Annotated in this window: 24 protein-coding genes and 4 pseudogenes; 17 read left to right on the top strand and 11 right to left on the bottom strand. The window is 68.6% G+C overall.

Annotated elements, in window-relative coordinates; genetic code table 11:
* Nucleotides 1-7 precede the first annotated feature (7 nt).
* The 6 genes from ABT288_RS40160 to ABT288_RS40135 all read right to left on the bottom strand — a co-directional run bounded on the left by ABT288_RS40160 (nucleotide 8) and on the right by ABT288_RS40135 (nucleotide 3,726).
* Nucleotides 8-487, bottom strand: coding sequence for a DUF3618 domain-containing protein (locus ABT288_RS40160; protein ID WP_351619011.1), 480 nt, complete (start codon nucleotides 485-487; stop codon nucleotides 8-10).
* Nucleotides 484-855: a phage holin family protein gene (locus tag ABT288_RS40155; RefSeq protein ID WP_351619008.1), complete on the bottom strand. Its 372-nt coding sequence runs from the start codon at nucleotides 853-855 to the stop codon at nucleotides 484-486. Before ABT288_RS40155 ends, ABT288_RS40160 begins: the two co-directional genes overlap by 4 nt.
* Nucleotides 856-1,145: 290 nt before the next feature.
* The gene (locus ABT288_RS40150) at nucleotides 1,146-1,790 is read right to left on the bottom strand and encodes a phosphatase PAP2 family protein (protein WP_351619005.1); all 645 of its coding nucleotides are present in this window, start codon (nucleotides 1,788-1,790) and stop codon (nucleotides 1,146-1,148) included.
* A 69-nt stretch (nucleotides 1,791-1,859) separates the two neighbouring features.
* Nucleotides 1,860-2,924, bottom strand: a complete 1,065-nt coding sequence (locus tag ABT288_RS40145; RefSeq protein WP_351619002.1) for a YihY/virulence factor BrkB family protein — start codon at nucleotides 2,922-2,924, stop codon at nucleotides 1,860-1,862.
* A 62-nt stretch (nucleotides 2,925-2,986) separates the two neighbouring features.
* The gene (locus tag ABT288_RS40140) at nucleotides 2,987-3,343 is read right to left on the bottom strand and encodes an ANTAR domain-containing protein (protein ID WP_351618999.1); all 357 of its coding nucleotides are present in this window, start codon (nucleotides 3,341-3,343) and stop codon (nucleotides 2,987-2,989) included.
* 191 nt (nucleotides 3,344-3,534) lie between these two features.
* Nucleotides 3,535-3,726, bottom strand: coding sequence for a hypothetical protein (locus ABT288_RS40135; protein WP_351618996.1), 192 nt, complete (start codon nucleotides 3,724-3,726; stop codon nucleotides 3,535-3,537).
* 314 nt (nucleotides 3,727-4,040) lie between these two features.
* Here ABT288_RS40135 and tpg (ABT288_RS40130) point away from each other — a divergent pair, with 314 nt between their 5' ends.
* Together tpg (ABT288_RS40130) and ABT288_RS50380 are read left to right on the top strand one after the other, a co-directional pair.
* Nucleotides 4,041-4,634, top strand: coding sequence for a telomere-protecting terminal protein Tpg (gene tpg / locus ABT288_RS40130; protein ID WP_351618995.1), 594 nt, complete (start codon nucleotides 4,041-4,043; stop codon nucleotides 4,632-4,634).
* A 119-nt stretch (nucleotides 4,635-4,753) separates the two neighbouring features.
* A pseudogene (locus ABT288_RS50380) lies at nucleotides 4,754-5,974 on the top strand (IS701 family transposase).
* A gap of 338 nt (nucleotides 5,975-6,312) precedes the next feature.
* On the opposite strand, the gene ABT288_RS40115 reads toward ABT288_RS50380, so the two are convergent.
* Entirely contained in the window at nucleotides 6,313-7,662 is a 1,350-nt protein-coding gene (locus tag ABT288_RS40115; RefSeq protein ID WP_351618989.1) for a S1 family peptidase, read from the bottom strand.
* 1,176 nt (nucleotides 7,663-8,838) lie between these two features.
* Between ABT288_RS40115 and ABT288_RS40110 the strand changes: the two genes are divergently transcribed.
* From ABT288_RS40110 to ABT288_RS40090, 5 genes and pseudogenes are all read left to right on the top strand, one after another.
* Nucleotides 8,839-9,177 carry a hypothetical protein gene (locus ABT288_RS40110; RefSeq protein WP_351618986.1) on the top strand — a complete coding sequence of 113 codons (339 nt, stop codon included), beginning with the start codon at nucleotides 8,839-8,841 and terminating at the stop codon, nucleotides 9,175-9,177.
* A 530-nt stretch (nucleotides 9,178-9,707) separates the two neighbouring features.
* Nucleotides 9,708-10,427, top strand: a complete 720-nt coding sequence (locus tag ABT288_RS40105; protein ID WP_351618983.1) for a hypothetical protein — start codon at nucleotides 9,708-9,710, stop codon at nucleotides 10,425-10,427.
* Nucleotides 10,428-10,516: 89 nt separating this feature from the next.
* Nucleotides 10,517-10,738 (top strand): annotated as a pseudogene (locus ABT288_RS40100) (transposase family protein); the annotation flags it as partial.
* A 26-nt stretch (nucleotides 10,739-10,764) separates the two neighbouring features.
* The gene (locus ABT288_RS40095; protein ID WP_351618980.1) at nucleotides 10,765-11,217 is read left to right on the top strand and encodes an ISAs1 family transposase; all 453 of its coding nucleotides are present in this window, start codon (nucleotides 10,765-10,767) and stop codon (nucleotides 11,215-11,217) included.
* 386 nt (nucleotides 11,218-11,603) lie between these two features.
* Nucleotides 11,604-12,283 (top strand): annotated as a pseudogene (locus ABT288_RS40090) (transposase); the annotation flags it as partial.
* Here ABT288_RS40090 and ABT288_RS40085 read toward each other — a convergent pair.
* Nucleotides 12,283-12,627 carry an ATP-binding protein gene (locus tag ABT288_RS40085; protein WP_502972949.1) on the bottom strand — a complete coding sequence of 115 codons (345 nt, stop codon included), beginning with the start codon at nucleotides 12,625-12,627 and terminating at the stop codon, nucleotides 12,283-12,285. The pseudogene ABT288_RS40090 and the gene ABT288_RS40085 overlap by 1 nt on opposite strands.
* A 153-nt stretch (nucleotides 12,628-12,780) precedes the next feature.
* Here ABT288_RS40085 and ABT288_RS40080 point away from each other — a divergent pair, with 153 nt between their 5' ends.
* Nucleotides 12,781-13,194, top strand: a complete 414-nt coding sequence (locus tag ABT288_RS40080) for a GyrI-like domain-containing protein (RefSeq protein ID WP_351619036.1) — start codon at nucleotides 12,781-12,783, stop codon at nucleotides 13,192-13,194.
* 127 nt (nucleotides 13,195-13,321) lie between these two features.
* Here ABT288_RS40080 and ABT288_RS40075 read toward each other — a convergent pair whose 3' ends face one another.
* On the bottom strand, nucleotides 13,322-13,531 hold the full coding sequence (locus ABT288_RS40075) for a hypothetical protein (protein WP_351618977.1): 210 nt from the start codon (nucleotides 13,529-13,531) through the stop codon (nucleotides 13,322-13,324).
* A gap of 245 nt (nucleotides 13,532-13,776) precedes the next feature.
* Between ABT288_RS40075 and ABT288_RS40070 the strand changes: the two genes are divergently transcribed.
* From ABT288_RS40070 to ABT288_RS40050, 5 genes are all read left to right on the top strand, one after another.
* A complete protein-coding gene (locus tag ABT288_RS40070; protein ID WP_351618974.1) occupies nucleotides 13,777-14,259 on the top strand; it encodes a MarR family winged helix-turn-helix transcriptional regulator in 483 nt (160 codons plus the stop codon).
* 130 nt (nucleotides 14,260-14,389) lie between these two features.
* A complete protein-coding gene (locus tag ABT288_RS40065) occupies nucleotides 14,390-15,628 on the top strand; it encodes a cytochrome P450 (protein WP_351618971.1) in 1,239 nt (412 codons plus the stop codon).
* 35 nt (nucleotides 15,629-15,663) lie between these two features.
* Entirely contained in the window at nucleotides 15,664-15,888 is a 225-nt protein-coding gene (locus ABT288_RS40060) for a ferredoxin (protein WP_351618968.1), read from the top strand.
* Nucleotides 15,885-17,090, top strand: a complete 1,206-nt coding sequence (locus ABT288_RS40055; protein WP_351618965.1) for an NAD(P)/FAD-dependent oxidoreductase — start codon at nucleotides 15,885-15,887, stop codon at nucleotides 17,088-17,090. The genes ABT288_RS40060 and ABT288_RS40055 overlap by 4 nt, the downstream gene beginning before the upstream one ends.
* Nucleotides 17,091-17,200: 110 nt before the next feature.
* Nucleotides 17,201-19,021 (top strand): MFS transporter, encoded by a 1,821-nt coding sequence (locus ABT288_RS40050; protein WP_351619033.1) that lies wholly within the window; start codon nucleotides 17,201-17,203, stop codon nucleotides 19,019-19,021.
* A gap of 101 nt (nucleotides 19,022-19,122) precedes the next feature.
* Here ABT288_RS40050 and ABT288_RS40045 read toward each other — a convergent pair whose 3' ends face one another.
* A complete protein-coding gene (locus tag ABT288_RS40045; RefSeq protein WP_351618962.1) occupies nucleotides 19,123-19,776 on the bottom strand; it encodes a response regulator in 654 nt (217 codons plus the stop codon).
* 157 nt (nucleotides 19,777-19,933) lie between these two features.
* Between ABT288_RS40045 and ABT288_RS40040 the strand changes: the two genes are divergently transcribed.
* Complete coding sequence (locus ABT288_RS40040) at nucleotides 19,934-21,331, top strand: GAF domain-containing sensor histidine kinase (protein WP_351618959.1); 1,398 nt, start codon at nucleotides 19,934-19,936, stop codon at nucleotides 21,329-21,331.
* A 92-nt stretch (nucleotides 21,332-21,423) separates the two neighbouring features.
* Here ABT288_RS40040 and ABT288_RS40035 read toward each other — a convergent pair whose 3' ends face one another.
* Complete coding sequence (locus ABT288_RS40035) at nucleotides 21,424-21,633, bottom strand: hypothetical protein (protein ID WP_228625614.1); 210 nt, start codon at nucleotides 21,631-21,633, stop codon at nucleotides 21,424-21,426.
* Nucleotides 21,634-21,972: 339 nt separating this feature from the next.
* Between ABT288_RS40035 and ABT288_RS40030 the strand changes: the two genes are divergently transcribed.
* From ABT288_RS40030 to ABT288_RS40020, 3 genes and pseudogenes are all read left to right on the top strand, one after another.
* Complete coding sequence (locus tag ABT288_RS40030; protein WP_351618956.1) at nucleotides 21,973-22,425, top strand: ATP-binding protein; 453 nt, start codon at nucleotides 21,973-21,975, stop codon at nucleotides 22,423-22,425.
* Nucleotides 22,426-22,778: 353 nt separating this feature from the next.
* A complete protein-coding gene (tpg, locus tag ABT288_RS40025; protein ID WP_351618953.1) occupies nucleotides 22,779-23,372 on the top strand; it encodes a telomere-protecting terminal protein Tpg in 594 nt (197 codons plus the stop codon).
* 204 nt (nucleotides 23,373-23,576) lie between these two features.
* Nucleotides 23,577-24,006 (top strand): annotated as a pseudogene (locus tag ABT288_RS40020) (hypothetical protein); the annotation flags it as partial.

Raw genomic sequence — 24,006 nt, 5'->3', positions numbered from 1 at the left:
CCGGAATTCACCCCTTCCGGCGGCATGCCAGCCACACCACGGCAGCCGCGCCCGCTGCAGCCAGCAGCACCTTGCGGTTGTCCCGCGCCAGCCGCGCTCCCTGCGCCGTCTTCTGCCGCACCGGCTCGGGAGCTTTCTCCTCCCACAGCTGACCGGCCTGGGCCGTCTTCGTCCGGGCTTGTTCGGCGGCCTTCGCGGCCTTGTCCTTGACCGGGCCGGGCAGCCTGTCCTGCGCCTGGTGAGCCAGGCCAGCGGCCTTCGCCTTCAGTTCCCCGGCCTTGACCGTGGCTTGCTCCTTCAGCTCGCCGGCCTTCTCGGCGGCCTGCTCCTTGACCTCGGCGGCCTTCTCCTGGGCACGCGCCTTGATGTCGGTCTTGGCCGCCAGTGCCTGGACCGTCTGCCCGAGCTCTTCGCGGGTGTGCCCGACCTGCTCGCGCAGCTCCTCGGGGTCGGCGGCGGTGGGCTCGTCATGAGGCGGCTGGGTCATCGCTTGGCACTCTCCTTGATCTCGGCCACGTCGGCCTTCACGTTCTCGACCGTCTGTTCGGGCGTGGGCGGCGCGGCCTGGTCGACCTGCTTCTTCCCGCTCATGGCCATCATCGCGGCGATCACACCCAGGACCGCGGTGACGATCAGCCCGGCCGCCCACACCGGCAGCGTCACCGCCAGTGCAGCGATCACGGTGGCGACCAGCGCCTGCAGCATCAACAAGCCCACGACGCCGGCACCGCCGAACAGGCCACCGCCCCTGCCGTAGCGCTTGCCCTTCTCCTTCATCTCAGCCTGCGCCAGGCGAAGTTCGCCGCGCACCAGCTCGGTCAGCTGCTGCGAGGCCCGTTGCACCAGCTCACTCACCGGCTCCTGGCCCACGCGGTCCGTGCTCTGGCCGGATCCGGAAGCCTGCGGCTGCGTACTCGACACGGCGGTCACCTCCCGGGTCCCTCTCACGTTCCTGCAGGCCGGGCAGCGCCATGCGCCCGACCATTTCGACGAGCGCGCGAGTACCCCGAACAGGTGAGTCCAGGCCACGGCGGCGCTCGCTTGCACCGCCCCGCTGCCCAGCACGCCCGGTCCTTCGCACGGCGGCGGCAACCGGTGTCGACGGTCAGCCAATTCGGGAATTGCATGACCGCTGACACACGGGATCACGTCCCGTCTCCTCGGCCCTGCGCCTGAGCGGCCAGCCGCTTGGCCACGTCGCCGTTTGGTGCCCCGTACGTTTCTCCCGTCGCACCTGGCCTGTCTCGGCCGCTAGAGCTGGTGGCGAAGGACCAGACGGGGGCGTGTCGGGTGAGCCAGGCGCTGACCAGGCCGATAGCGGCCCCGGCGGCGACATCGGTGGGGTAGTGGGCGCCGCTTTGTACTCGCTCGAGCGCCACCAGGGCGGCCGGCAGGGCACACGCTGCGCCGACGGCCGGCCCCGTGGCTGCCACGATGGCGGTGAACGCCACTGCGCCGGCGGTGTGCACGGAGGGGAAGGACGAGGAGTCGGGCCGGTCGTCGGCCTCGTCGTGGGGGAACCACTGCTTCGGCGGCCGGGGCCGGCGGGCCAGCTGCTTGCACAGTCCGTTCGAGACCAGCTGAGCCACGGCCAGGGCGGCCAGGCAGGTGACTGCCGCCGTGCGGCCGCGCCACCCGCCCAGCCACGCCATCGCGGCGGCCGCGCCGCACCACAGCTTCCCGCTCTCGGCGGCCTCCTCCACCGCCGAGAGCACCCTGCCGGCGCGGGGCGGGATGCGGCAGGCCGCCTGTTTGCTCAGCGACCGGTCCGCGTCGCGCAGCCCTGCCATAAGCCTCACAAGAGGCGAATATCCCACAGGTCAGCGGCCTACACCCCCGCGTGATCCATGGGCGGCCGGTCACCGTTCGCCCAGGTGGCGCCGGTCCTCCTCGTCCCACTTGCGGGTGTCGCGGGGCTGGGTGTACGGCTCGGTGCCGGGCGGCAGGCCGCCGGCGATGGCCCGCTGGCGCACGGTCTCGGCGTCGAACTCCAGGCCCAGCAGGACGGCCAGGTTGGTGATCCACAGCCAGACGAGGAAGACGATGACGCCGGCCATGGCGCCGTAGGTCTTGTTGTACGAGGCGAAGTTCGCGACGTAGAACGCGAACCCGGCGGAGGCGATCATCCAGATCACCAGGGCGAGGAAGCTGCCCGGGGTGATCCACCTGAACCCCTTTACCCTCGCGTTCGGGCTCGCCCAGTACAGGATCGCGATCATGACGGTGACCAGGACCACGAGGACGGGCCATTTCGCGATCGACCACACGGTCAACGCGGTGTCGCCGATCCCCAGCGCGGTACCTGCGTGGCGGGCCAGGCCGCCGGTGAACACCACGATGAGCGCACTGACCACCGCCAGCACCAGCAGCACGACCGTCACGCCCAGCCGCACGGGAAGGATCTTCCATACCGGGCGGCCCTCCGGCATGTCGTAGACGGCGTTGGCCGCGCGGATGAACGCGGCCACATAGCCGGAGGCCGACCACACCGCGAGCACGATGCCGACGATCGCCATGATCGAGCCGACGCCGGAGTCGTTCTGCAGCTGCTCCACGGCCCGGGTGATGATGTCCCTGGCCGAGCCGGGGGCCAGTTTCCGGAGGTTGGCCACGACCGCGTTGGTCGCGGACTTGCCGGTGATGCCCAGCAGCGACACGAGCACCAGCAGCGCCGGGAACAGCGACAGCACCGCGTAGTACGTCAGGGCCGCCGCACGGTCGGTCAGCTCATCGTCCTTGAACTCCCGCAGCGCACCCCTGAGGACGCCGCCCCAGGCCCGCCTGGGCAGCTTTGACGGCGTGTCCGGGGCTTGGCGCTCCACCTCGGGTCCGGGCCCAACCTCCTCGGGTGCCGGCTCTTCGCCTGCCTGCACCTCGTCCCGGCCGTGGTGCGCTTTCCGCCCTGGAAGATGCAGCCTCGCCATAAGCGTCGGGTAACCCCTCACGGCCCCCTCTACGCCACCACAGCCCACGCGCGCCGCCTCGATCACCTCCGACTCCGACGGCTGAAGGCAGCGCGGAGCTCTGCCAGAACCGTCTCGGGCAGGGCGGCACCCTGCGCGTACTTGACGATCTGCTCGGCGATCGAGGACAGCTTGGTGTTGGCGTGCTGCGAGATTTCCCGCAGCACCGTGAACCCGTCCTGCGGACCGACCTCCGCCATCCTCACCAGCACCCCGATGGCCTGGTCCACGACCGCGTGAGAGGTGACCGCCCGCTCCAGCTGCGCGTTCTTCGCCTGCAACTGCTCGACCTGCGCCCGCAACTGCTTGACCTGCTGAACGAGGTCGACGACGCAGGGACCGGCGCTGGGGTCTCGACCAGGGAGCGCGGGTGGGGCCATGCGTATCACCGTGGGTACCGGCAGAGCGGGGACGCATGTTCGCCTGCCCCCGTCCCGCTTGGGTATCCCCGCGCCGGGAGAAGGTCACCGCACCATGGCCGGAAAGAGGCGGGCCCTGCGAGACGGGACTCGCTACTTACGAACCTCGCTCGCGGCGGGCAGCCCCAGGACCGACTGCCATACCGACATGATCAGGCCGCGTCGCGGTAGCGCGGGGGCCGGTCAGTGCCCTGCGACCGGCTTGTGCTGTGGACCAGCCACAGATGACGCCGCCGGGCGTGCCGGGCCACCCCCGGCCGGTCCGGCAGCCAGTCCTCGATGCGGTCCATCCCGTACAGCAGCAGGCTCAGTACAGGCAGCAGCAACACAGCGACGGCGATCACGGTGGCAGATCCCTCCGGACGGTCCCATCTCACCGGGTTTCCACCAGCTCCCCGGCCAGCAGCTCACCCCTGTGAAGGTCTCGTGACCACACCGGGGTGCGGAGGGCTCTCGGCGGCGGGCGCGCGCCACCACCTTCGCCCGTATCGGCACGGCCGTTTGCCGACCCTGCGGCCGGTGATCACATCCTCAGGTGGCTGGCCACACTGCAATCAAAGAGGCCATCTATCGCGCAACGTCACAGCGGAGATCAGCTGCAGGGAGCGCCGGTCGGCGGCGGCCTCTGTCCACAGGCCCGCTCCGGTGGAGTGCCCCTATGACTGAAGAGGCGAAGGCACAGCAGGCGGCCCGGACGCGCGCCAAGATCATGGAGGGCCTCGCCCGCGCGGAGCGCGCCCTGTTCACCCGGCCCGCGCCGAAATCCGCGCGAGCCCAAATGAAATTCCTTCGCAAGCGAGAGAAGGGCTCGACCAAGAGCCTGGCCGAGCGCCTGGGCGTCTCCCGCAAGACGGTGCAGCGCTACCTCTCGGGTGCCTCCACCAAGCCGAACAAGCGGCTCCAGCAGGCCCTGGTCCAGGAGACCGAGTCCGAGTGGCAACCGCGGGTCAGGGCACAGGCGAGGCAGCGCGCGACCACCTCGGGCGGGCTCGTCATCAAGTTCCGGGCCTCCCTCGGCTTCACCGCGAACGGATCCTCGGACGACGCCCGGATACGGGACCTCAGCATCGCCGTGTCGCCCTCCCATGCGGCCCTCATCCTGGCGGCACAGGAGGAGGGAGCGACGGACACCGACCTCCACAAGGCGGTAGCGGAGGCCATCGCGGACGCCTATTTCCGTCACGGAGGTGGCGGCTGCGCGAGCCTGGGAGTGGAATTCCGGGACGTGCAGTGGCTCGAAATAGAGTTTTAGACGCCCGGAATTCGAGGCTGCTGTAAACCTGTCTTGTGGTCGGGTCACGGCAGCTGTAGTTCCGGCGTCTGCGCTGGTAGGAGGCTTGCGGGTCGGGTGCGGGCACAGATACGGCCACCATGATCATGAACGTTTTCACCGGGCTGCTGAGGGAGGTGGACACGCGGAACTGCTGGACGCTGGCTGAGGCGCTGGGGCATCCAGGCCCGCACCGGCTACAGCACCTGCTGTCACGGGCGAGGTTCGACCATGACCGGGCCCGGGAGGAGATTGCCCGCTTGGTCGTGCGTGAACTCTCAGGTCAGGAAGTGGTGCTGGTCGCGGACGAGACCGGGGATGCGAAGTCCTCGACCGACTGCGTCGGCGCCGGCCGCCAGTACTCCGGCGCCATCAAAGGCGTCGGACTGTGCCAGGTCGCCGTGCACCTGGCCGCGGTCACCGAGTCGGTGCGGGTGGTCATCGACCGGGCCCTGTATCTCCCGAGGGACTGGGCTGCGGACGAGGAACGCCGTGAAGCAGCCGGCGTCCCGGAAGGGATCATGTTCGCGACGAAGCTGCAGCAGACCGCCGCCATGGTCAAGAACGCGCTCGAGCTGGGCGTCCGGGCACACTGGTTCGCCGGTGACGATGTGTATTCGGGGCGTGAACTGCGCAGGGGTATCCGGGAGTTCGGGCTCGGCTACGCGATCGGCGTGTCGCACACGTACACCGTCACGTGACGGAGCGGGCCGCAGGTGGACGGCCCGCCAGGTGATCAACAAGGTGCTGCCGCACCAGTGGATGCGCATGCAGACCGGACACGGAACGAAGGGCACCCGTATGACTGGGCCTGGCTCGATGTCCGTGCGGACGACACCCCTAACGGGCACGGAGACGACGGCACCAGCGTCCTGGTCGCTCGCCGGCACCGGTACACTGGCGAGCTCTCCTTCTTCCGCTGTTGGTCGACCGAAGACGTCACCCTCGCCCAGTTGGTCAACGTGATCTGCCGACGATGGCGGATCGAGGAGACTTTCCAGCTCGGCAGGACCTTCACCGGCCTGGACGAAGGACAGGTGACCTGCTGGAACTCCTGGATGCGCTGGTCGCTGTTCTCCCTTGCCGCATCCGCCGTCCTCGCCCTGACCGCTGCTGCCGCGACCACGGCGGGCCCTGCCCGACCGGCCCGTCTCGTCCCGTTGACCTGCCCCGAACTCGTCCGACTCCTCCGGGCGTTCGTCCTCACACCACCAGTCCGGGACGCGGAACACATCCTGCACTGGATGGCCTGGCGCCGCCACCATCAAGCCATCGCACAGGCCTGCCACCAGCGCCGACACGCTCTCCATGACCAGCTATGACCTGAACTACAGCTGCCGTGTCGGTGCGAGCCGGACGCTGAAAAACCGTGGTGATGCGGGCACGGGCCGAAGGATTGGGCGACTTGACAAGACAGATGCTGGAAGGCTGACGGCTTCGAAGTTCCGTTGTGAACGTGACTTGGGAAGGCCATCCGTTCTCAAGAGGAGCTTAGTCGGTTGCGTAACGCGCTCACCAGCCGTCATCACGCACCCGTGACCAGCGCATCTACAAGGTGAAGTCGACATTGGAGGCGCCCTTCCCTGCCGGAGGGGCTGGGCGACACAGGTGGCCCGCCATCGAGTGACGGACTCGGTGACGGGCCATGAAGCCTTGTGGATCAGCTGGTGCTGGTGTTGAGCGTCCAGCCCTTGTCGGCCAGGATCACAGCGATAGGCACGTAATACACCCCGTTAAAACACCACGGGGTCCGCTGCCAGGCGTCCGCAGTGCTCTGACCATTGCAGTTCGTTGTGGTGTCGAGAGCGGTGATCGTACCCCGAGCTACGTCGGTGGTCCAGTTATTTGCGCCGCTGAACACCGGACCGCCACTGTCCCCGTTGACGGCGGCGATGCTGTTGGGGCTCGCGTACGCCAAATCGACATCCGGCCGAAGGATGCCGTTGCTACCCACGACAGTTGTATCAGTCTGGTTGATGGTGATGCCGCAGTGCACACCTCCGTTGGCACCGGATGTGCATACCTGGTCACCCTTATTGTTGTGGGCCCATCCCGAGACGGGCTTCGCGTAACCGGTCGTGTCGTCCCAGGCGCCGTCATACAGGTGAGCACCCGTCAAGCCGCTTTGGGTAGTGAGACCAGACACGTCGCTCTGGTCCGACCAATCCAAAGAGCTCGTCACGCCGACGTAATTATGTGGGCCGTTTCCGCCGTACCCCCAGGTGTGGAAGCTCCCATCACCGCAGTGGTAGGCAGTCGTGATGAGTTTCCGCCCGTCCGTGGTCGTCACGCCGAACCCGGTGGAGCAGATGGTGCCGCCTGGCGTCTGAAGACCAGCCCCTCCCCACCAGGGCGAGGAGTCCACCTGGCGGGTCGACGCGTCGGTGACCAGCGGTTTGTACATGACGTGCGTTTCCACGCCGGTTTCACGGTCGGCGGCGGCCTTGACCTCACGGGTTTTGTCCTGCCGCGCGGTAGGCGTGAGAGGATCGTGGTCGTCGCGCTTGCCGACTCCCCGGTCTTCGTCGTAGCCGATGTCCAGCCCGCTTCCGTCAACGGCGAGTGCGACGCTGGTGATGCGGCTGGGGGCCGAAGTCAAGCTCGAAGCGATGTTCTTGAGCTTGCGGTTCGAGATCATTTTTTCCCGAGCCGCGTGTAGCTCTGCTTTGGAATACTTCGCGGGCAGAACCTCGGCAGTAACGCCGGACGGAAGCGACGAGAGGATGTTCTTGACGTAGGCCGGTACTTCGCCTTTCCAGTACAGGCGAATGTGCATCTGCGCCGGAATGACTTCGACATCCGTGAACCCTGGGATCTGAGCCCGGTCGGCCTCGCCCTTTCCCCCCGTTATCTGGTCGACAATCTTGTCGAGGACCCGTTGGTTGTTCATCAGCTGGACGTCTTGGAGAGATGTCCCCGGCGGGTGACCGCCAGCAGTCTGATTGGCAGCAACCTTGGCGCCTTCCCCGGGGATTGCGGACGGAGAGGCTTCGGCGAAGCTCGTGGCCACGAGCGGGATTACTGCCAGTAGCGAGACAGCAAGGACCCCTCGTACCCGGCGTTTGGTGGTTCTGCCACTCATAATTTCCCCAACGGAAGATGGTTCGGCAAGCTCGATTGCACGAATCGCAAACGATCTTGACGCACGCTATCAGGCACCCGCGGGGCCCGTCGGTAAGGAAATCGTGAACGTCGAAAATATATGCTAGAAATGGGCAATTTTATCTATTGCGAAGTTATTTGATGCGAAGCGGCGGTCTAGGATCGGTTTAGCCCATATAGTCGCCTGTCAATGTTGGAATGGCGTTGGTTCGCCTCGCACGGCCCAGAGACGGCCCGGTCAGTCAGGTGCGGGCAGGACCGAGGCGCAGCCGCCAGTGGGGGGCGGGGCTTCACCCTGGTTGGCTGTGGCCGCGCTTCCGTCCATACCGCCAGCGCCGTCGCACCTGTTCCCTGCGTCCCCAGCCCCGCCACGTGGCACGGTGTGGCCGGCTCTCCTCTGTCCGGACTGCCAGCAGAGCGATGGCTGAGGTCTGTTGCGATGGTTCTGTGTCGTCTGGCACCGTGGCGACGGACCAGCACGAGGGAGAGAACTTGCGTCTCATCGGGCACGGGGCGTATCTGCCACGTCGCGCATAGGCTTGGATCGTCGCGGGTGTGTTGTCACCGATGCTCTACTCGACCGTGTCGGCGCCTCCCGCCCCACCCTGGCACTCCGGGCCGCCCTTGACCGATAAGGAGCGTGCGACTAGCAGGTGGACCGAACGGTACGATCGCCGAAATCTCCGCGTCGCCATCGATCCGGGTGCCTCCGGAAGCGCGGTGACATCCCGCAACTCCCGACGTCAACCAGCGCTATTCCCTGACCTGTCGAAGTAAGGGCCCGCCCATGCCACACGCCCATGCATCCGTGCGCGCGATCGGAATAAGTCTGGCCGCGATGACCGTCCTGCTCACGGCTGCCTGTGGGCAGCATAGTCGGCAGTCCGCTGGCGCCCCCGCGGGCATGGTGTCCGCCGCACCGTCCGAACTTCCGCGGGCCGGCACCCCCTCTACTGGCTCGAGCCCCGTCGCCCACCCGTCCGCGGACAAATCCGGGCCTGCTAACGAGGCGGCACTCGATCGGGCCGCGAACTCGATCGAACAACTGGGTGACTCCTTCCCGGACACCTATACGGGGGTGGAGGTGGACACTGCCGGCGACCGCCTCATCGTCTACCGCAGAACGGACGCGCGCTTCGATGCTGCCCTCGCCGGGCTCGGACTGGGGGTGCACGTCGATCTCCGGGACGCACCGCGGTCCAGGAAGGAGATGCGGGCGACTCACGACCGCCTGGTGCCGCTTGTGGGACACACCACCGGTTACCGCATCGTCAGGGTCGGCAGGGGAGGGGATGACCTCGGATTCACCCGTGGGGTCGTGGAGGTCGGTGTTAACGGCGACCTGCAGCGGGCCAAGCGCGAGTTGGGTGCGGAATTCGGTGACCGGATTCAGGTCGTCGCCGTAGAACTCCCGGCTGGGTGATGGCAGCCCTGCGGGTGCAGGACTCTGCCGCGGACAGGGCATCAGGTCGGGCAGAGCGGGACCGCCGGGCCGTCGATCTCTGTCGGCCTTGGTACGCCTGGGACGGCCAGCGATGGCCCCAAAGTGATGGGGCGCGGAGTGCACAAGACGACCCGCCCCTCGTGGGCCGGCTCTTGGACTTCGGGGCGAATCCTCGCCTTCCTCAGTCTGTGGACGATCACCAGCATCCGCCTCCGGGCGCCATCATTGATGTCACGCGTGGGTGCCAGTCTGGGTCACGTGAGAGGCAGAGGGTCCCGTGGCGGTGAGCCAGGCTACGCTCACCGCAACCGGTACGGCCTGGTGAGAGACAGTGCACCTTGGTATGCCGTCTCGTACTCTATCTCGACTCAGCCGTTGAACCCGTGTGATGCAAAGCGGGTGTGTCGCCCCGAGGGCTACACGACCCATCGAATGAAGCCAGGGAGCTGGCTCGCCCACCTTGGAGCACGACCGTGAACCCGAAAAGGCACCAGCGGACCCTACGCATCATGTTGGCCGTTGCCGTAGGGGCCGCTCTCGCCATTGCCGTCACGGCATCGATCATGAAGGACCCCAGGCATGGGGAGGGTCTCTTGGGTGAGGTACTGGTGAGCGGTGACGGCCGCACCATCACCACCCTGAACAGCCGGGCCCCATGCCAGCAGGACCCGCCCGAACTGGTGGCAAGCGAATCCCGCGATTCCGTCACCTTGGTACTGAAGGAAAGCGATATCGATCTCCGGCCTCAGTGCAACAGCATCGACGAGCAGATCACCACGAAGCTGCAGTCACCACTGGGAACACGACGACTGGTAGACCCCGGTAACGGCTGGACCATTGCCCCCTTCGACCAGAAGCGGCTGGCCAACCCGCGATATCTCCCGCCAGGCTATGCGCCGACAACTGACGTGCAATGGAGCGACCCCGTCCAGCATGCCCAGCTGTCACCCTTCTTCATGCGGGGCCGGAACTCAGGCCCCGCCTGGACCCGTTTCTACCACCGCGCCTCGGAGAAGGCGTCTTTGAGCATCACGCAAATCGCCGGAAAGCTCACAGTGAGTGCCGCAGGCACTCCGGAGTCCATCCACGGATGGGCCGGTCGGCTCACCCCGGACTCCAATAACACCGTGACATGGACGAACGGGACCTACACATTCATCGTGAGCACCACGGATCAGGACCTCCACGAAGCCGAACTCCTGAGGATCGCCAAACAACTCACCCCCTAAACCCGAGACCACCAACTGGAGACGACGAACGCGACCCCCGATGATCAAGGTTGTCGAAGCCTTTGATCACGAACAGGGGTCGCGTTCGCGTGTCATCCTCCCCGATCGGTGTCCTGCAACGCCACTGCCAGGACATCGACTTGTCCTTCCCAACCTCCGAACTGCCCGATCTAACCTCGTTGTCGACGGTCCTGGACCGGCTTCCCGATCCGCGGCGCGTAAGAGGCCGCCGCTACAGGCTGGGCTCTCTGCTTGCCCTGTGCCTGCTCGCGGTCCTCGGCGGGGCCACTACGCTGGCCGGCATCGCACGGTTCGCCATCGACTCCACACCCCTGAGGTGCGCAAACGGATCGGGCTGGACCGTCTTCCGCGCGCCACCACCCTGGGCCGCCTTCTGTCCCGCATCGACGGCGACGCCCTTGATGACGCCGTGGGCGCCTGGCTTGCCCGGCACTCCCGTGATCCCGTTGAAACTGATCCGCCCGAGCTGGTAGGACTGGCCGTCGACGGCAAAGCCGTGCGCGGCAGCCGCGACGGCGGCAAGAGCGCCATCCACCTGCTCGCCGCCGTCCTGCATGAGAACCAGACGGTGATCTCACAGCGGCAGATCGCCGCGAAGAGCAACGAGATCCCCGCCTTCGCCCCGCTGCTGGAACGGCTTGACCTGCGTGGGCACGTCATCACCGCCGACGCGATGCACACGCAGACCGATCACGCCGAGCAGATCACCGCCCAGGGCGCCCACTACATCCTGGCCGTGAAAGGGAACCAGAAGAAGCTCCGCCGATAGCTGCGGCGACTGCCCTGGCGCGAGATTCCGCTCCAGCACCGCGCTCAGAACAAAAACCACGGCCGTCGCGAGATCCGCCGTCTGAAGGTCTTCACCGTCCAGCCCCGCCTGCTCTTCCCGCACGCCGTCCAAGCCATCGAGATCAAGCGCCGCCGTACAAACCGCAAGGCCGGCAAGATGAACCGTTCCGGGTTCGGTAGAGATCTCAGTTGGTGGTTGTGACCTGGGGTTTTGTCGCCGTCAGGTAGTAGGTGGTTTCGGGCCAGGATCCTGCGGCTGACCCACACCTGCGACGCATTCACCAGCGAGACCAGGGACAGCAGCGCACCGATCCGTCACTGACGCCGGCGGGGCCACCCGCAGATGGTTCTCGGCCACCCGCGGACGCCACTCGCGGTGTCATCGGCCAGATCCGTGATCACCTCTCACAGCATGTCCGCCGCGATGCCCCGGGGCGGTGGCCACGAACAGCGACACCAGTCAGCCACAGCGGCAGCCACCGCCGGGAAAGAGTGCCGTTGCTACGACCCAGGGAACAAGGTCAACAGCCGCAAACGCCATCTCGTGATCGACCTGCGCGGCCTGCCGCTGATGGTCATGGTCACCCCGGCCGACCTGCACGCCTCCGTGGTACAAGAGGTCCTCTTCCGACTCCGCCTGATGCACCCCGAGATCACCACCGGGCCGACCGGGCCTACGCGGTCAAGCTCGTGACCTGGGCAAAGCGGCATTTGAACCTCACGATCAACACAGTCAACCGTCCGAAGGCCACCGGGTTCGGCATCCCGGCCCGGCCCGGGGCGCTCGAGCGGTCCGTTGCCTGGATGATGAACGCCCGTCGGCACGACCGGGACTACGAGAGGCTCATTCAGCACTCCGAGACCCTAATCACCTGGGCCTCGATCACGCTGATGACCCGCCGTCCGACCCGCACAACCACCCTGCCGACAGTCGCCTGCACCAGCCGAGCGGACACCGACCTGCGGCTTCCTCACAGGTGCGAGCAGTTGCAGGTGCAGGAAGTGCGGCTGATGCCGGCCCTGCCAGATGTCCGGTATCGCGTCGTCACAGCTGGCGGCCGGCGACGTCTCCGCCTGGATCGTCGGCCAGCACAATGGCTGTGGAGATCCGCTTCCCTACGGGCTCGCGGTGCACCGCGAAACTCTGACCGACCGCCATAACGATCTCCAGTCCGTGCTGGCCGATCCGGGTCGGGTCGGGTGCAAGGACCGCCGACGGCGTCGGGTTGCTGTCCCACACGGTCACCTCGATTGCGCCGCCGCTGACTTCCAGCGTCACCAGGCACGGGCCGGGTGCGTACTTGCGGGCGTTGGTCACCAGCTCGCTGACCACCAGCTGCGCCATGCCCATCGCGCGCCCGGACACCGGCAGCCCGTGCACTGCCTGCACATCCTGGAGGAAAGCGCGGGCCAGGGTCGCGGGCGACGGCGATGTCCTCACTGCCTTCGAACGCGCCTGACACCGAGACGACGCCCCCCCGTCAGCGACTTTGCCGGTCCTCACCGTCCGCCGTCTGTTCCATGCCGTCCCGCCTTGCCCCGTGTGCCCAAGATGCCCATGGCCCGGCTACCCCCGGACTTCTACATCAGGCGCGCGGGTCACCTTGCCCGCGGACTGCGCACCACCGGCCCGATGGGCGGTCTCTTCGCGAATGAGCTGCTTGAGGACGAGCACGGGGAGGCACTGGTGTTCATCCCGTTCGACGGTGAGGTTCGCCCGGTCGGCCGGATCGACACCGTGGTCGTGCCCGGCGCGGAACTCGCGGTCGCGGTTCACCGCGGGACTCTGCAGACCACAGATCTCACCTACGGCGACCTGGGCACCCATGCCGCGCGCCACGAGATCAGTGTTGACGGCCCGCTGCGCGAGTTCTATCTGCGCAGCCCCCTCGATGTGACCGGCGAGGACGAGTTGGTCACCGAGGTCGGCTGGCCCATCTTCCGCGCGAGCAGCTAGCCGGGCCGTTCGGACGGTACCGACACGGCGTCCCGGGTTGCCCGCACGGGCGGTCACCGGCTGTGGCCTGACACGGAGAGGGCTACCGGCTGCTCCTGATGCCTCCGATGCCGGCTACGCAGAGCAATCAGACCGGCAGCCGGCGGGTCCAACTGGCCGCCGTGGCGGGGACTCGTAACTGGCCGTCCATGGGGAATTCCGCCCGGCCGCTGTCATGGCGGCCGGCCGTTTCGATGTCCGTGATGGGCCGGTGCAGGCACAGTGCGTGCGCGAAGCCGGGAACCGGGTGGGCATCCTCGGCCAGGCCATCGGCGAGCGCCGCGTACGCGCCGGTCATATTGCCTGCGGGTCCGGTGGGGACGGCGGCCGGGTCGGCCCCGTTGCTCGGCGAAGACGGGCTCGATGATTTGGAGGTTGCCGTCGCCGGGGGGGGCAGATCAGCAGTTGGTCGTCGAAGGGGCCATTGATCTCCCGGCGCAGGCCACCTGCCGTGTTCTGGTCGGAGACCGGCGTCGCGTCCGGCCGCATTTATATCACTCTTCTATATGGACACTAAATATAGATGTATGATATAAATAGGGCATGGATGAGACACCTGAAGAGAGTCACCAGGAGGTGGCGGCGGCGCTGAGCGAGCTGGCCACCGGGATGGTCAGGCACCTTCTGTCCGAGCGGCAGAGCATGAGTCTGACCACCGCCGCGGCGCTCAGCCGACTGGAGCAGGAAGGACCGATCCGGCTGACCGCGCTGGCAGCGGCGGAAGGCATCGCCCAACCGTCGATGACAGCCCTGGTACAGCGGCTGGAAGACCAGGGCCTGGCCACTCGAGTGACCCATCCCGAGGACGGGCGGGTCCGCCTGGTTGCCATCACGGAAGCCGGGCGAGAGCTGATGGCCGAGCGCCGGCGCGCGCAGTGTGCCCGGGTCGGCGACATGCTGGACGCGTTGCCCGAACAGGACGTGCGGGCGCTGGGCGAGGCCATGCGCACGGCTCTGCCCATCGTGCGGCGGATGGTCCGATCCGCCTCGCAACCCCGCGTTTCCGGCGGCGAATCACCCTCCTGAGCCTCCTGGCTGCACTCTTCGGTGTCTCCTCCCGCAGGCGGGACCATCCCCGCTGCTCCGTCGCGCCCCGCGCGGCGGAGCCCGGTCCCCGCGCTGCCCCCATGTCCGACTACGGAAAGGGCGGAGAACCATGAGCACCTTCTCGGCACCCGGCACCGATACGCCGTCGGCGCAAGTACCGGACTACCCCATGACCCGGGCGGCCCGCTGCCCCTTCGATCCGCCGCCGGCCCTGCACACCCTGCAGGACCAGGCCCCGATCAGCCGGGTGCGGCTATGGGACGGCAGCACCCCGTGGCTGGTCACCCGCTACGACGACATACGGGCTCTGCTGGGCGATCCGCGGATCAGCTCGGAGAGCAACCTCCCGCACTACCCCCATCTGAGCCCGGCCCAACAGGAGCGCCGGAGGCAGTCGCGGACCTTCATCAACATGGACGATCCGGAGCACGCCCGGCTTCGCCGGATGGTGACCGCGGCCTTTTCCATCAGGCAGGTGGAGGCGCTGCGGCCTGCCATTCAGAAGATCGTCGACGGTCTGATCGACGCCATGCTCGCCGGGCCCAGGCCGGTTGACCTGGTCCAGGAGTTCGCGTTGCCGGTGCCGTCGCTGGTGATCTGCGAGCTGCTCGGCGTCCCGTATGCCGACCACGACTTCTTCCAGGCCAACAGCAAGATCCTGGTCAAGCGCACGAGCACGGTGGAGCAGGGGCGGGTGGCCACACAGCAGCTGCTCGACTACCTGGACCGGCAGATCGGCGTCAAACTCGCCCACCCGGCCGAGGACGTGCTCTCCACGCTGGCCGAGCGGGTCAGGGCCGGTGAGCTCTCTCGGCATGAGGCGGCAAGCATGGGGATGCTGCTGCTGACCGCCGGGCACGAGACCACCGCGAACATGATCGCGCTGGGCACCCTGGCCCTGCTGCAGAACCCGGACCAGCTGGACCGGTTGCGCGACAGCGACGACCCGAAGGTGGTCGCCTCAGCTGTCGAGGAACTCCTGCGCTATCTCACCATCGTGCACACCGGACGCCGCCGGGTGGCTCTGGAGGACATCGAGGTCGGCGGTGTGACCATCCGCGCCGGCGAGGGCGTCGTACTCGCCAACGACGTCGCCAACCGCGATCCCGACGCCTTCCCCGCCCCCGACCGGCTGGACATCGACCGCAACCCCCGTCATCACGTGGCCTTCGGCTTCGGCGTCCACCAGTGCCTGGGCCAGCCGCTGGCCCGGGTGGAGCTGCAGGTCGTCTACAGCACCCTGTACCGCCGCATTCCCACGTTGAAGCTCGCTGTGGATCTCGACGAGATCCCGTTCAAGCACGACGGGAACGTCTATGGCGTCTACGAGCTGCCCGTCACCTGGTGAGCGCGGCCAAATGCCGTGCGGGAAAGGAGGATCCGATGAAGGTGATCGTCGACCAGAACAAGTGTGTGGCCTCCGGTCAGTGCGTGCTGAGCGCGCCGGACGTGTTCGACCAGCGGGAGGAGGACGGCATCGTCGTACTCCGCACCGAGAAGCCGCCTGACGGCCTGGCGGACGACGTCCGGCAGGCCGTCGCCCTCTGCCCGGCCCAGGCGATCTGGGTCCAAGAAGAGGGAGCAGAGGAACAGGGGGCGGAGGCGTGAAGAGGATCGTCATCGTAGGTGCCTCGGCCGCAGGCCTGACTGCGGCCGAGACCCTCCGCCGCCGAGGCTGGAACGGTGAGCTCACGCTGATCGGTGAGGAGTCCCGTCCGCCGTACGACCGTCCGCCGCTGTCCAAGCAGATCCTCACCGGCGCCTGGGAGCCCGAACGGGCCACCCTGCGCAGCCTGCGGGACCTCGAGCGGCTGAAGGCCGATCTGCGGCTCGGACAGCGCGCTGTCGCCCTGGACGTCCCGGGCCGCCGGGTGCACTTGGAAGGCGGCGAGAGCATCGGCTTCGACGCGCTGGTCATCGCCACCGGCGTGGCTCCCCGACGCCTGCCCGACAGCGATCTGGCCGGAGTCCACGTCCTGCGCACGCTCGACGACGCGATCGCCCTGCGCGCCGCGCTGCTCGCCGGGCCCCGGGTGGTCGTCGTGGGCGCCGGATTCCTCGGCACTGAAGTTGCCGCGGCGGCCAGGATCATGGGCCTGGAGGTGACCGTGGCCGAGCCGGAACCCGTCCCGGTGCGGCGCCCGTTCGGGGACCGCGTGGGCGAGCTCGTCGCCGACCTGCACCGCGACCACGGAACCCGCCTGCGCTGCGGAGTGGGGGTGCGCAGACTGCGCGGGGCGGGCGGCCGGGTGGCCGGGGTGGAACTCGGCGACGGCACCACGCTGCCGGCCGATGTGGTCGTTCTGGCTCTCGGCGCCACGCCGGCGACCGGCTGGCTGTCGGGTTCGGGACTGCGCCTGAGGGACGGTGTGGAGTGCGACGCACTGTGCGAGGCGGCACCGGGGATCTACGCCGCCGGCGACGTCGCCTCGTGGTTCAACCCGCACTTTGGCACCCGGATGCGGCTGGAGCACCGGATGAACGCCACCGAACAGGCCATGGCCGCGGTCGGCAACCTGCTCGGCGGCTACACCCCGTTCGCTTCCGTGCCCTACTTCTGGACCGACCAGTACGACACCAGGATCCAGGCGTACGGCATCTTCCCGCCGGACGCGGAGATGCGGATCGTCTACGGCGACCCGTCCGACGGCCACTTCGCCGCCGCCTACGGGCACCACGGCAGGGTGGTCGGCGTACTCGGCTGGAACGCTCCGCGCCAGGTACGCACGCTGCGCCACCTGGTCGTCGACCGCGCACCGTGGGCCGCCTTCGCGGCCGCACCCGCGCTCGACCCGGCCACCGTGAACTGACCCCAGGTCCCACAGGAGACAAGGAGGGAGGACTGCCGGTGACCGCCGAACAAACCCCCCGCCCTGCGGGCACCGCCCCCGGCGTCCGGCCCCGCACTCGCCGCGCCTGGATCAGCGCCGACCACCCCCGCTACAAATGGGTGGCACTGACCAACACCACGCTCGGCGTGCTGATCGCGACCATCAACGGCTCGATCGTGCTGATCTCGCTGCCCGGTATCTTCACCGGCATCCGGCTCGACCCGCTCCAACCGGGCAACGTCGGCTACCTGCTGTGGATGCTGATGGGCTACCTGCTGGTCACTGCCGTGCTGGTCGTCACCCTCGGCCGTCTCGGCGACATGCGGGGCCGGGTACGCGTCTACAACCTGGGATTCGTCGTCTTCACCGTCACCTCGGTGATCCTCTCGGTCGACCCGCTGCACGGGCCGGCCGGTGCGCTGTGGCTGATCGGGTGGCGGATCGTGCAGGCCGTCGGCGGTGCGATGCTGATGGCCAACTCGACCGCCATCCTCACCGACGCCTTCCCCGCCCGGCAGCGCGGCATGGCGCTCGGCGTGAACATGGTCGCTGGCATCGCCGGCACGTTCATCGGCCTGGTTCTCGGCGGCGCGCTCGTGGAATGGAACTGGCGCTCCGTCTTCTGGGTCAACGTGCCGATCGGACTGATCGGCACCGTGTGGGCGTACAAGTCGCTGCACGAGACGGGCATCCGCGATCCCGGGCGGATCGACTGGTGGGGCAACCTCACCTTCGGCGCCGGGCTGACCGCACTGCTGGCCGCCATCACCTACGGCATCCAGCCCTACGGCGGACACACCATGGGCTGGACCGACCCCTGGGTGCTCGCCGGCCTGGCCGGGGGCGCCCTCACCCTGGCCGTCTTCTGCATGATGGAGGCGAAAGTCACCGAACCGATGTTCCCGCTGCGGCTGTTCCGCGACGCCGCCTTCGCCGGCGGCAACGCGGCCACGCTGCTGGGCGCGATCGCCCGTGGCGGACTGCAGTTCATGCTCATCATCTGGCTGCAGGGCATCTGGCTGCCGCTCCACGGCTACGACTACGCCGACACCCCGCTGTGGGCCGGTATCTACCTGCTGCCCCTCACCGTCGGCTTCCTCGCGGCCGGGCCGGTGTCCGGAGCCCTGTCGGACAGATTCGGCGCCCGGCCGTTCGCCGTCGCCGGATGCGCCGTGACGGCCGTCTCCTTCGCCGGGCTCCTCCTGCTGCCCACCGACTTCCCCTACGGCGCCTTCGCCGTCCTGGTTTTCCTCAACGGGCTCGGCAACGGGCTGTTCGCGGCGCCGAACACCTCGATCATCATGTCCAGCGTTCCACCGGACGCCCGCGGTGCCGCCTCCGGCATGCGCGCCACCTTCCAGAACGCCGGCACGGTGCTGTCCATGGGCGTCTTCTTCTCCCTGATGGTCGCCGGGCTCGCCGGCTCGCTGCCGCACACCCTCGGCTCCGGCCTCACCGCCCAGCACGTGCCCGCCCCAGCCGCTCACACCGTCGCCACGCTGCCGCCGGTGGGGGTCCTGTTCGCGGCCTTCCTCGGCTACAACCCCGTCCGGCAGCTGCTCGGTCCGGCCATCCTCGACCACCTGCCGAGGGCCAACGCCGCCAACCTGACCGGGCGGGAGTTCTTCCCCCACCTGATTTCCCGGCCGTTCCACGACGGCCTGGTCGTCGTCTTCACCCTGGCCATCGCCATGGCCCTCGTCGCCGCGGCCACCTCCCTGATCCGCAACCGCGGCGAGACCACGCAGGCGCCAACCTCAACCAGCCGCCACGCGACGACCTCGGCAGGCGGGGGAGTGGACGACCGGCCGGAACGAGCGCCCTGCACCGCCACGGTCACTGGGGCACCAGGGAGCCAGTGGCCGCTGGACGGGTCGGGCCGTCAGAGGGGACGGCGGCCGACATGCTGATCCGTTTCCGGGCGCCCGTCGGCCTGGCGGGCAGCTGCCCTGTCGATGCGCTCCCCCGCACCGCAGAGGTGTCGCCGGACCGCGTCCTGTTCGGCGCAGGATCAGGGGGCCTGCAGGAAGGTCAGGACGGCTCGTACCCGCCGGTGGTCGTCGTCGGTCTCGGACAGGCCCAGTTTGCCGAGGATGCTGCGCACGTGCTTCTCGACGGTGCCCTCGGTGACCCAGAGACGGCGTGCGATACCGATGTTGGACCGGCCCTCCGCCATCAGGGCCAGCACCTCGCGCTCGCGTGCGCTCAGCTCGTCGAGCGGATTCCTTCGTCGTTGCGCCGAGACCAGTTCCTGAACCAGGGCAGGATCCACGACGGACCCGCCCTTGGCGATCCGTCTGACCGCCTCCAGGAACTCCTCCACGTCGGCGACCCGGCTCTTGAGCAGATACCCGATCCGCCGACCGCCGGCCAACAGCTCCATGGCCTGCTCCACCTCGACATGCGCGGACAGGACCAGGATGCCGACATCCGGCAGCTCACGGCGGATGACCCGGGCCGCCTCCAGACCCTCCGTGGTGTTGGTCGGCGGCATACGGATGTCGACCACGACCAGGTCGGGCACCGTGTCCCTCGCGAGCTGCAACAAGGCCGGGCCGTCACCGGCCTGCCCCACCACGGATACCTCGGCCCGCTCGAGCAGGCCCGCCAGGCCCTGGCGGAGCAGCACGTCGTCGTCCGCCAGAACCACTCGCAGCTGTGTCATACCGCGCCTTCCACCGTTCCGTGCGGCATGCCCGGCCGGCCCCTTCGCCGGCCGATGGCGGCGATGCCCTGCTCAGCTGCAGGCTCTCATGGGCACCGGCACCGGTCGACCGCTGAACCGCCGGGTCCGGGCCGGGTCGCGCAAGGGGCGTGAAGCGATGACGCAGGGCCGGGTGGACGTGCGGAGTCGGTACTGGGTGAAGGGCCAGCCCACCGGAACGGCGATCATGGCAGGCCTCCTGGGCACCGTCGCGCCGTACGCCGGGCAGCACAGCCTGGGGATCACCGGCTCGCGATCCGCCGTCGCCCTGGCCGCCTGCCTCCTCACGGCGGCGATCGTCGGTCGGCTGGCGGTGCGGCTGCGGCGCTCCGCTCAGGTGTCGGCACAGCTGTCGCAGCAGCAGTCCGCGCTGCGGCAGGTAGCGACACTTGTCGCACGGTCCGCTCCGCCGTCGACCGTGTTCGAGGCCGTGGCCCGCGAGACGGGTCTCCTCTGCGGCGCCGATCTGGCCTGCCTGGCGCGCTTCGAGGCGTACGGCGGCATGCGTGGCGTCGCGACCTGGAGCCGTCGGGGCGGGCCGGATCCGTCGCCCGTCGGTGCTCGCTCTGCCCTCGAGGGACGCGAGGCCGCCCGCCAGGTCCGGCCGACGTGCGGTCCCGTCCGCATCGAGGACGTCGAGGACACCACCGCGGCGATCGCCCGGAAGGCACGGGCACCAGCCATGCGCTCGTCGGTGGGGCGCCCGATCGTGGTGGACGGGGAGGCGTGGGGTGCGATCGTCGTCTCGAAGGAGAGCGACGGCCCGTTCCCGGCGAACACCGAGTCCCAGATGGCTGCCTTCGCCGACCTGGCGGCGATCGCCGTGGAGAACGCCAGGACCCATGCCGAACTGACCGCCTCACGCGCCCGTGTCGTGACGGCCGCCGACGGTGCGCGCCGCCGTATCGAACGTGATCTGCACGACGGCGTGCAGCAGAGGCTCGTGTCATTGCTCCTCCTGCTCCAGCACGCGCAGCTGACGGTCCCGCCGGACCTGGACGAGCTCCGCGCGCGACTGCGCGACGTCGCCGCCGGGGTCACGGGCGCGTTCGACGAACTCCGCGAGGTGGCTCGGGGCATCCATCCGGCGGTCCTGGCTCACGGCGGCCTCGGTCCCGCGCTGAGGGCGCTCGCCCGCCGATCGGCCCTCCCCGTCGATGTCGAGGTGCGCCTCCGAGGGAGACTGCCCGAACGTGTGGAAGTCAGCGCGTACTACGTCGTCTCCGAGGCGCTGACGAACGCGGCGAAGCACGCAGAAGCCTCGACCGTCACCGTCACCGTGGACACCGACTCTGGCGTACTGCGTGTCCGCGTACAGGATGACGGCGTCGGCGGCGCCGCCTTCGCCGCCGGTACCGGCCTCGTGGGTCTGAAGGACCGGGTGGAAGCCCTCGGCGGCAGGATGGTTCTGGACAGTCCGCCCATGGCGGGGACCACCCTCAGTGCGGAGCTGCCGCTCGGGCCGAGCGGCCGCACAGGCCGCGACCAGACCGCCGCTGCGCTTCGACGTCACTGAGGAGGCCGAGCGCCGGCCCGTCGACCGGCCGCAGGAGCGCCGGCCGGGCGCGGACGGGGGCCGACGCGGGGCCGGCCCCCTCAGGGACGGAACTACCGTCCCCACCTCCAGCCGCCGTGGCCGTGGTCGTGGTCGTGGATGTGAATGACGTAGGCGGTGTCGTCGTCATCGTTGTTGGGGCTGCTGTGACCCTGAACCACGCCCACCGGCGCGGTCGGTGCGGCGACGGCCGACACGGCGGAACCTCCCAGGGCCAGCGTGAGACCTGCGAGGACGGCGAGGGGCCACTTGATGTTACGCATGATCAATCTCCTGGAGTGAAAGGGAAAGTGACAGTGCATCAGACGTGACGCGCAAGGAAGGTGGCTGCCGGGCCTTGGGCCTTCTGGCGTCCGTTCCATTCCGTTTTCCCGGTCCCTACGCTGCCCTGCGGGGAAACCCCGGACAATCCTGCAGGCTGTAAGCGGCTCTACCGGCCAGCTGCAATCTCGTCGTCCGCCAGGCCAAGATCCTCAACTCAAGCCATTTATACCACTGCTCTATATAGACAAACTATATAGAGCAGTGGTATAAATGGCTCATGGGTCGTTAGGGGCCTGGAGTCCCGGGCGTCACCGTGGCGCCGGAAGAGGGTGATGATCATGACCTGCACCTACACACCCACCGTCTCCCCGAGTCGAGGCGTCACCCGGAGGCCGCGACAGGCAGCGGGCGATGCCTGGCCCCTCTCGCACCGCCCGGAAGCCGCCGGAGAGGCCCGCAGGATCACCCAGAGGCTCCTGACGTGGTGGGGTGTCCCCCGGGAGGCGGCCGACTCGGTGCTGCTGACCGTTTCCGAACTCGTCACCAACGCCGTCGAGCACGCCCAGCCCCCACTGAACCTCTCGCTGAACCGCGACGCGGACACTTGCCGGGTGCACATCGAGGTCTCCGACGGAGGCCCCGCCGACAGGGAGGGCGACTGGGCCGCCAGCGGCACCCCTGATGAGCACGGCCGCGGGCTGGACATCATCGACCACATCACCGCCGCCCACGGCGAGCACGACCGCCCCGGACACGCCGTCCACTGGGCAGACGTCAACGCCACGGCCTGACCGGCGCCGATTTCTCCTCTCGGGATCGGTCGCGCATGGTGACGCGGTACCGCGCGAACAGTCCAACCCAGCAGACCGGCCGGGCGATGAGGAGGCTCGCGACGATCGCCGGCACGTCGAGACCCAGGGTGGACCCACTCGCGTCGGGCACGCCGACCAGTCCACGGACATCACGGGCGTGGGAGGTCGCGGAACCGGGGGCTGACCAAGAGATCGCGATCGCAGATCGCCTGGGAGCCAATTACCGATCGGGGGGGCCAACTACCGATCGCCGTCACAACAGCGCCGTCCGTGCGACGCGGGGGTGTGCTTGCCGCCATCTGTCCACAGGTGACCTGACGGACGCTTCTCCCATGGACGATCAGCACGACTCGCAGCAGCCGACCCCACGCAGGGGCAAGGTCCTGGACGCCCTCGTACGGGCGGAGCGGAAGGTGTTCACCCGGCCCGCGCCGAAATCAGCAAAGGCTCAGATGGAATTCCTCTACACGCGGGCCAAGCGATCCACGAAGGCCCTCGCCGAACGCCTGGGCGTCTCGACCCGCACCGTGCAGCGCTACCGCGCCGGACAGCTGAAGAAGCCCCACAAGCGCCTCCATGCCGTGCTCGCCGAGGAGACCGAATCCCAGTGGCAACCGCAGGTCAGATCACAGGCGAAGGAACGAGCAGCCACCTCCAGCGGGATGATGGTGGAGGTGACGGCCTACTTCGGATTCACCTGCACGGGCAGCTCGGACGACGGCCGCGAGCGCACCATCACCACGCCGATATCACCCACCTACGCCTCCCAGATCCTCCAGCTCCAGGAGGCCGGTGCGACGGAGGAGGAGCTGCATCCGATCGTCGCTGAGGCCATCACCGAGTCGTATTTCACGGATTGGGGCACTCGGGCCGACGGGCTGCGCGCCGATTTCACACACGTTCGGTCGATCGAGTTCCAATTCTGACCCGGCCGGAATTAAGAGCCCGCTATAACCCATATTCGCGGGCCGCCGCACAGCGTTCTGGCGGCGGCCCGCTCCCAAATCCGCAGACGAACGCGAGGACTTGATGACCACGCTCTGGTCGCCCCGGCGCGATGTCCGCCGCCCACACGCCTCACGCGTCGCCGCGCCCGCGAGCCGGTCGACCACGCCCGCATCGGCCGGCGCGTGGTACGCCGCCGCGCGAAGGGCATGGACGCCGCCGTGGCCCGCGCCCTCGAGGACGCCCGATTCGATGCCCGGCAGGACTCGCGGCACGAGGACCTGGCCGACGACACGCGCGGCCGGGCGGAGCTGGCGGAGTGGGAGCGCATCGACCAGCTGCTCACCGACGCGGCGCCGGGCACCGTGTACGACCCGGACACCGACGACGTCGGCCAGGCCGAGCTCGCCGCCGAAGCCGCGGCCGCCGCCGCCCGCGAAGCCGAGCTGCGCGAAGCCGCCCGGATCGCGGCCCGCCCCGACGAGCTCCAGGCGCTGCACAAGCTGGGCACGCTGGAGCAGGCCGAGCCTCGCGAGGGCGACGAAGCCGTCCGCGACGAACTCACCCGCCGCGCCGACGGCTACATCCCAGCCGACGTCGACGCCTGGCTCGCCC

Source organism: Streptomyces sp. NPDC001093 (assembly GCF_040298985.1).
Lineage (GTDB): Bacteria > Actinomycetota > Actinomycetes > Streptomycetales > Streptomycetaceae > Streptomyces.
Note: the sequence above shows the minus strand (reverse complement) of the source record. Positions and strands in the feature narration are given on the sequence as shown.

Bases quoted from the DNA above. Each gene is read 5' to 3' on its own strand.
- ABT288_RS40160 (WP_351619011.1), bottom strand. From the start codon at position 487: ATGACCCAGCCGCCTCATGACGAGCCCACCGCCGCCGACCCCGAGGAG.
- ABT288_RS40150 (WP_351619005.1), bottom strand. From the start codon at position 1,790: ATGGCAGGGCTGCGCGACGCGGACCGGTCGCTGAGCAAACAGGCGGCC.
- ABT288_RS40145 (WP_351619002.1), bottom strand. From the start codon at position 2,924: ATGGCGAGGCTGCATCTTCCAGGGCGGAAAGCGCACCACGGCCGGGAC.
- ABT288_RS40140 (WP_351618999.1), bottom strand. From the start codon at position 3,343: ATGGCCCCACCCGCGCTCCCTGGTCGAGACCCCAGCGCCGGTCCCTGC.
- tpg (WP_351618995.1), top strand. From the start codon at position 4,041: ATGACTGAAGAGGCGAAGGCACAGCAGGCGGCCCGGACGCGCGCCAAG.
- ABT288_RS40105 (WP_351618983.1), top strand. From the start codon at position 9,708: ATGTTGGCCGTTGCCGTAGGGGCCGCTCTCGCCATTGCCGTCACGGCA.
- ABT288_RS40075 (WP_351618977.1), bottom strand. From the start codon at position 13,531: ATGACCGGCGCGTACGCGGCGCTCGCCGATGGCCTGGCCGAGGATGCC.
- ABT288_RS40070 (WP_351618974.1), top strand. From the start codon at position 13,777: ATGGATGAGACACCTGAAGAGAGTCACCAGGAGGTGGCGGCGGCGCTG.
- ABT288_RS40065 (WP_351618971.1), top strand. From the start codon at position 14,390: ATGAGCACCTTCTCGGCACCCGGCACCGATACGCCGTCGGCGCAAGTA.
- ABT288_RS40060 (WP_351618968.1), top strand. From the start codon at position 15,664: ATGAAGGTGATCGTCGACCAGAACAAGTGTGTGGCCTCCGGTCAGTGC.
- ABT288_RS40045 (WP_351618962.1), bottom strand. From the start codon at position 19,776: ATGACACAGCTGCGAGTGGTTCTGGCGGACGACGACGTGCTGCTCCGC.
- ABT288_RS40040 (WP_351618959.1), top strand. From the start codon at position 19,934: ATGACGCAGGGCCGGGTGGACGTGCGGAGTCGGTACTGGGTGAAGGGC.
- ABT288_RS40035 (WP_228625614.1), bottom strand. From the start codon at position 21,633: ATGCGTAACATCAAGTGGCCCCTCGCCGTCCTCGCAGGTCTCACGCTG.
- ABT288_RS40030 (WP_351618956.1), top strand. From the start codon at position 21,973: ATGACCTGCACCTACACACCCACCGTCTCCCCGAGTCGAGGCGTCACC.
- tpg (WP_351618953.1), top strand. From the start codon at position 22,779: ATGGACGATCAGCACGACTCGCAGCAGCCGACCCCACGCAGGGGCAAG.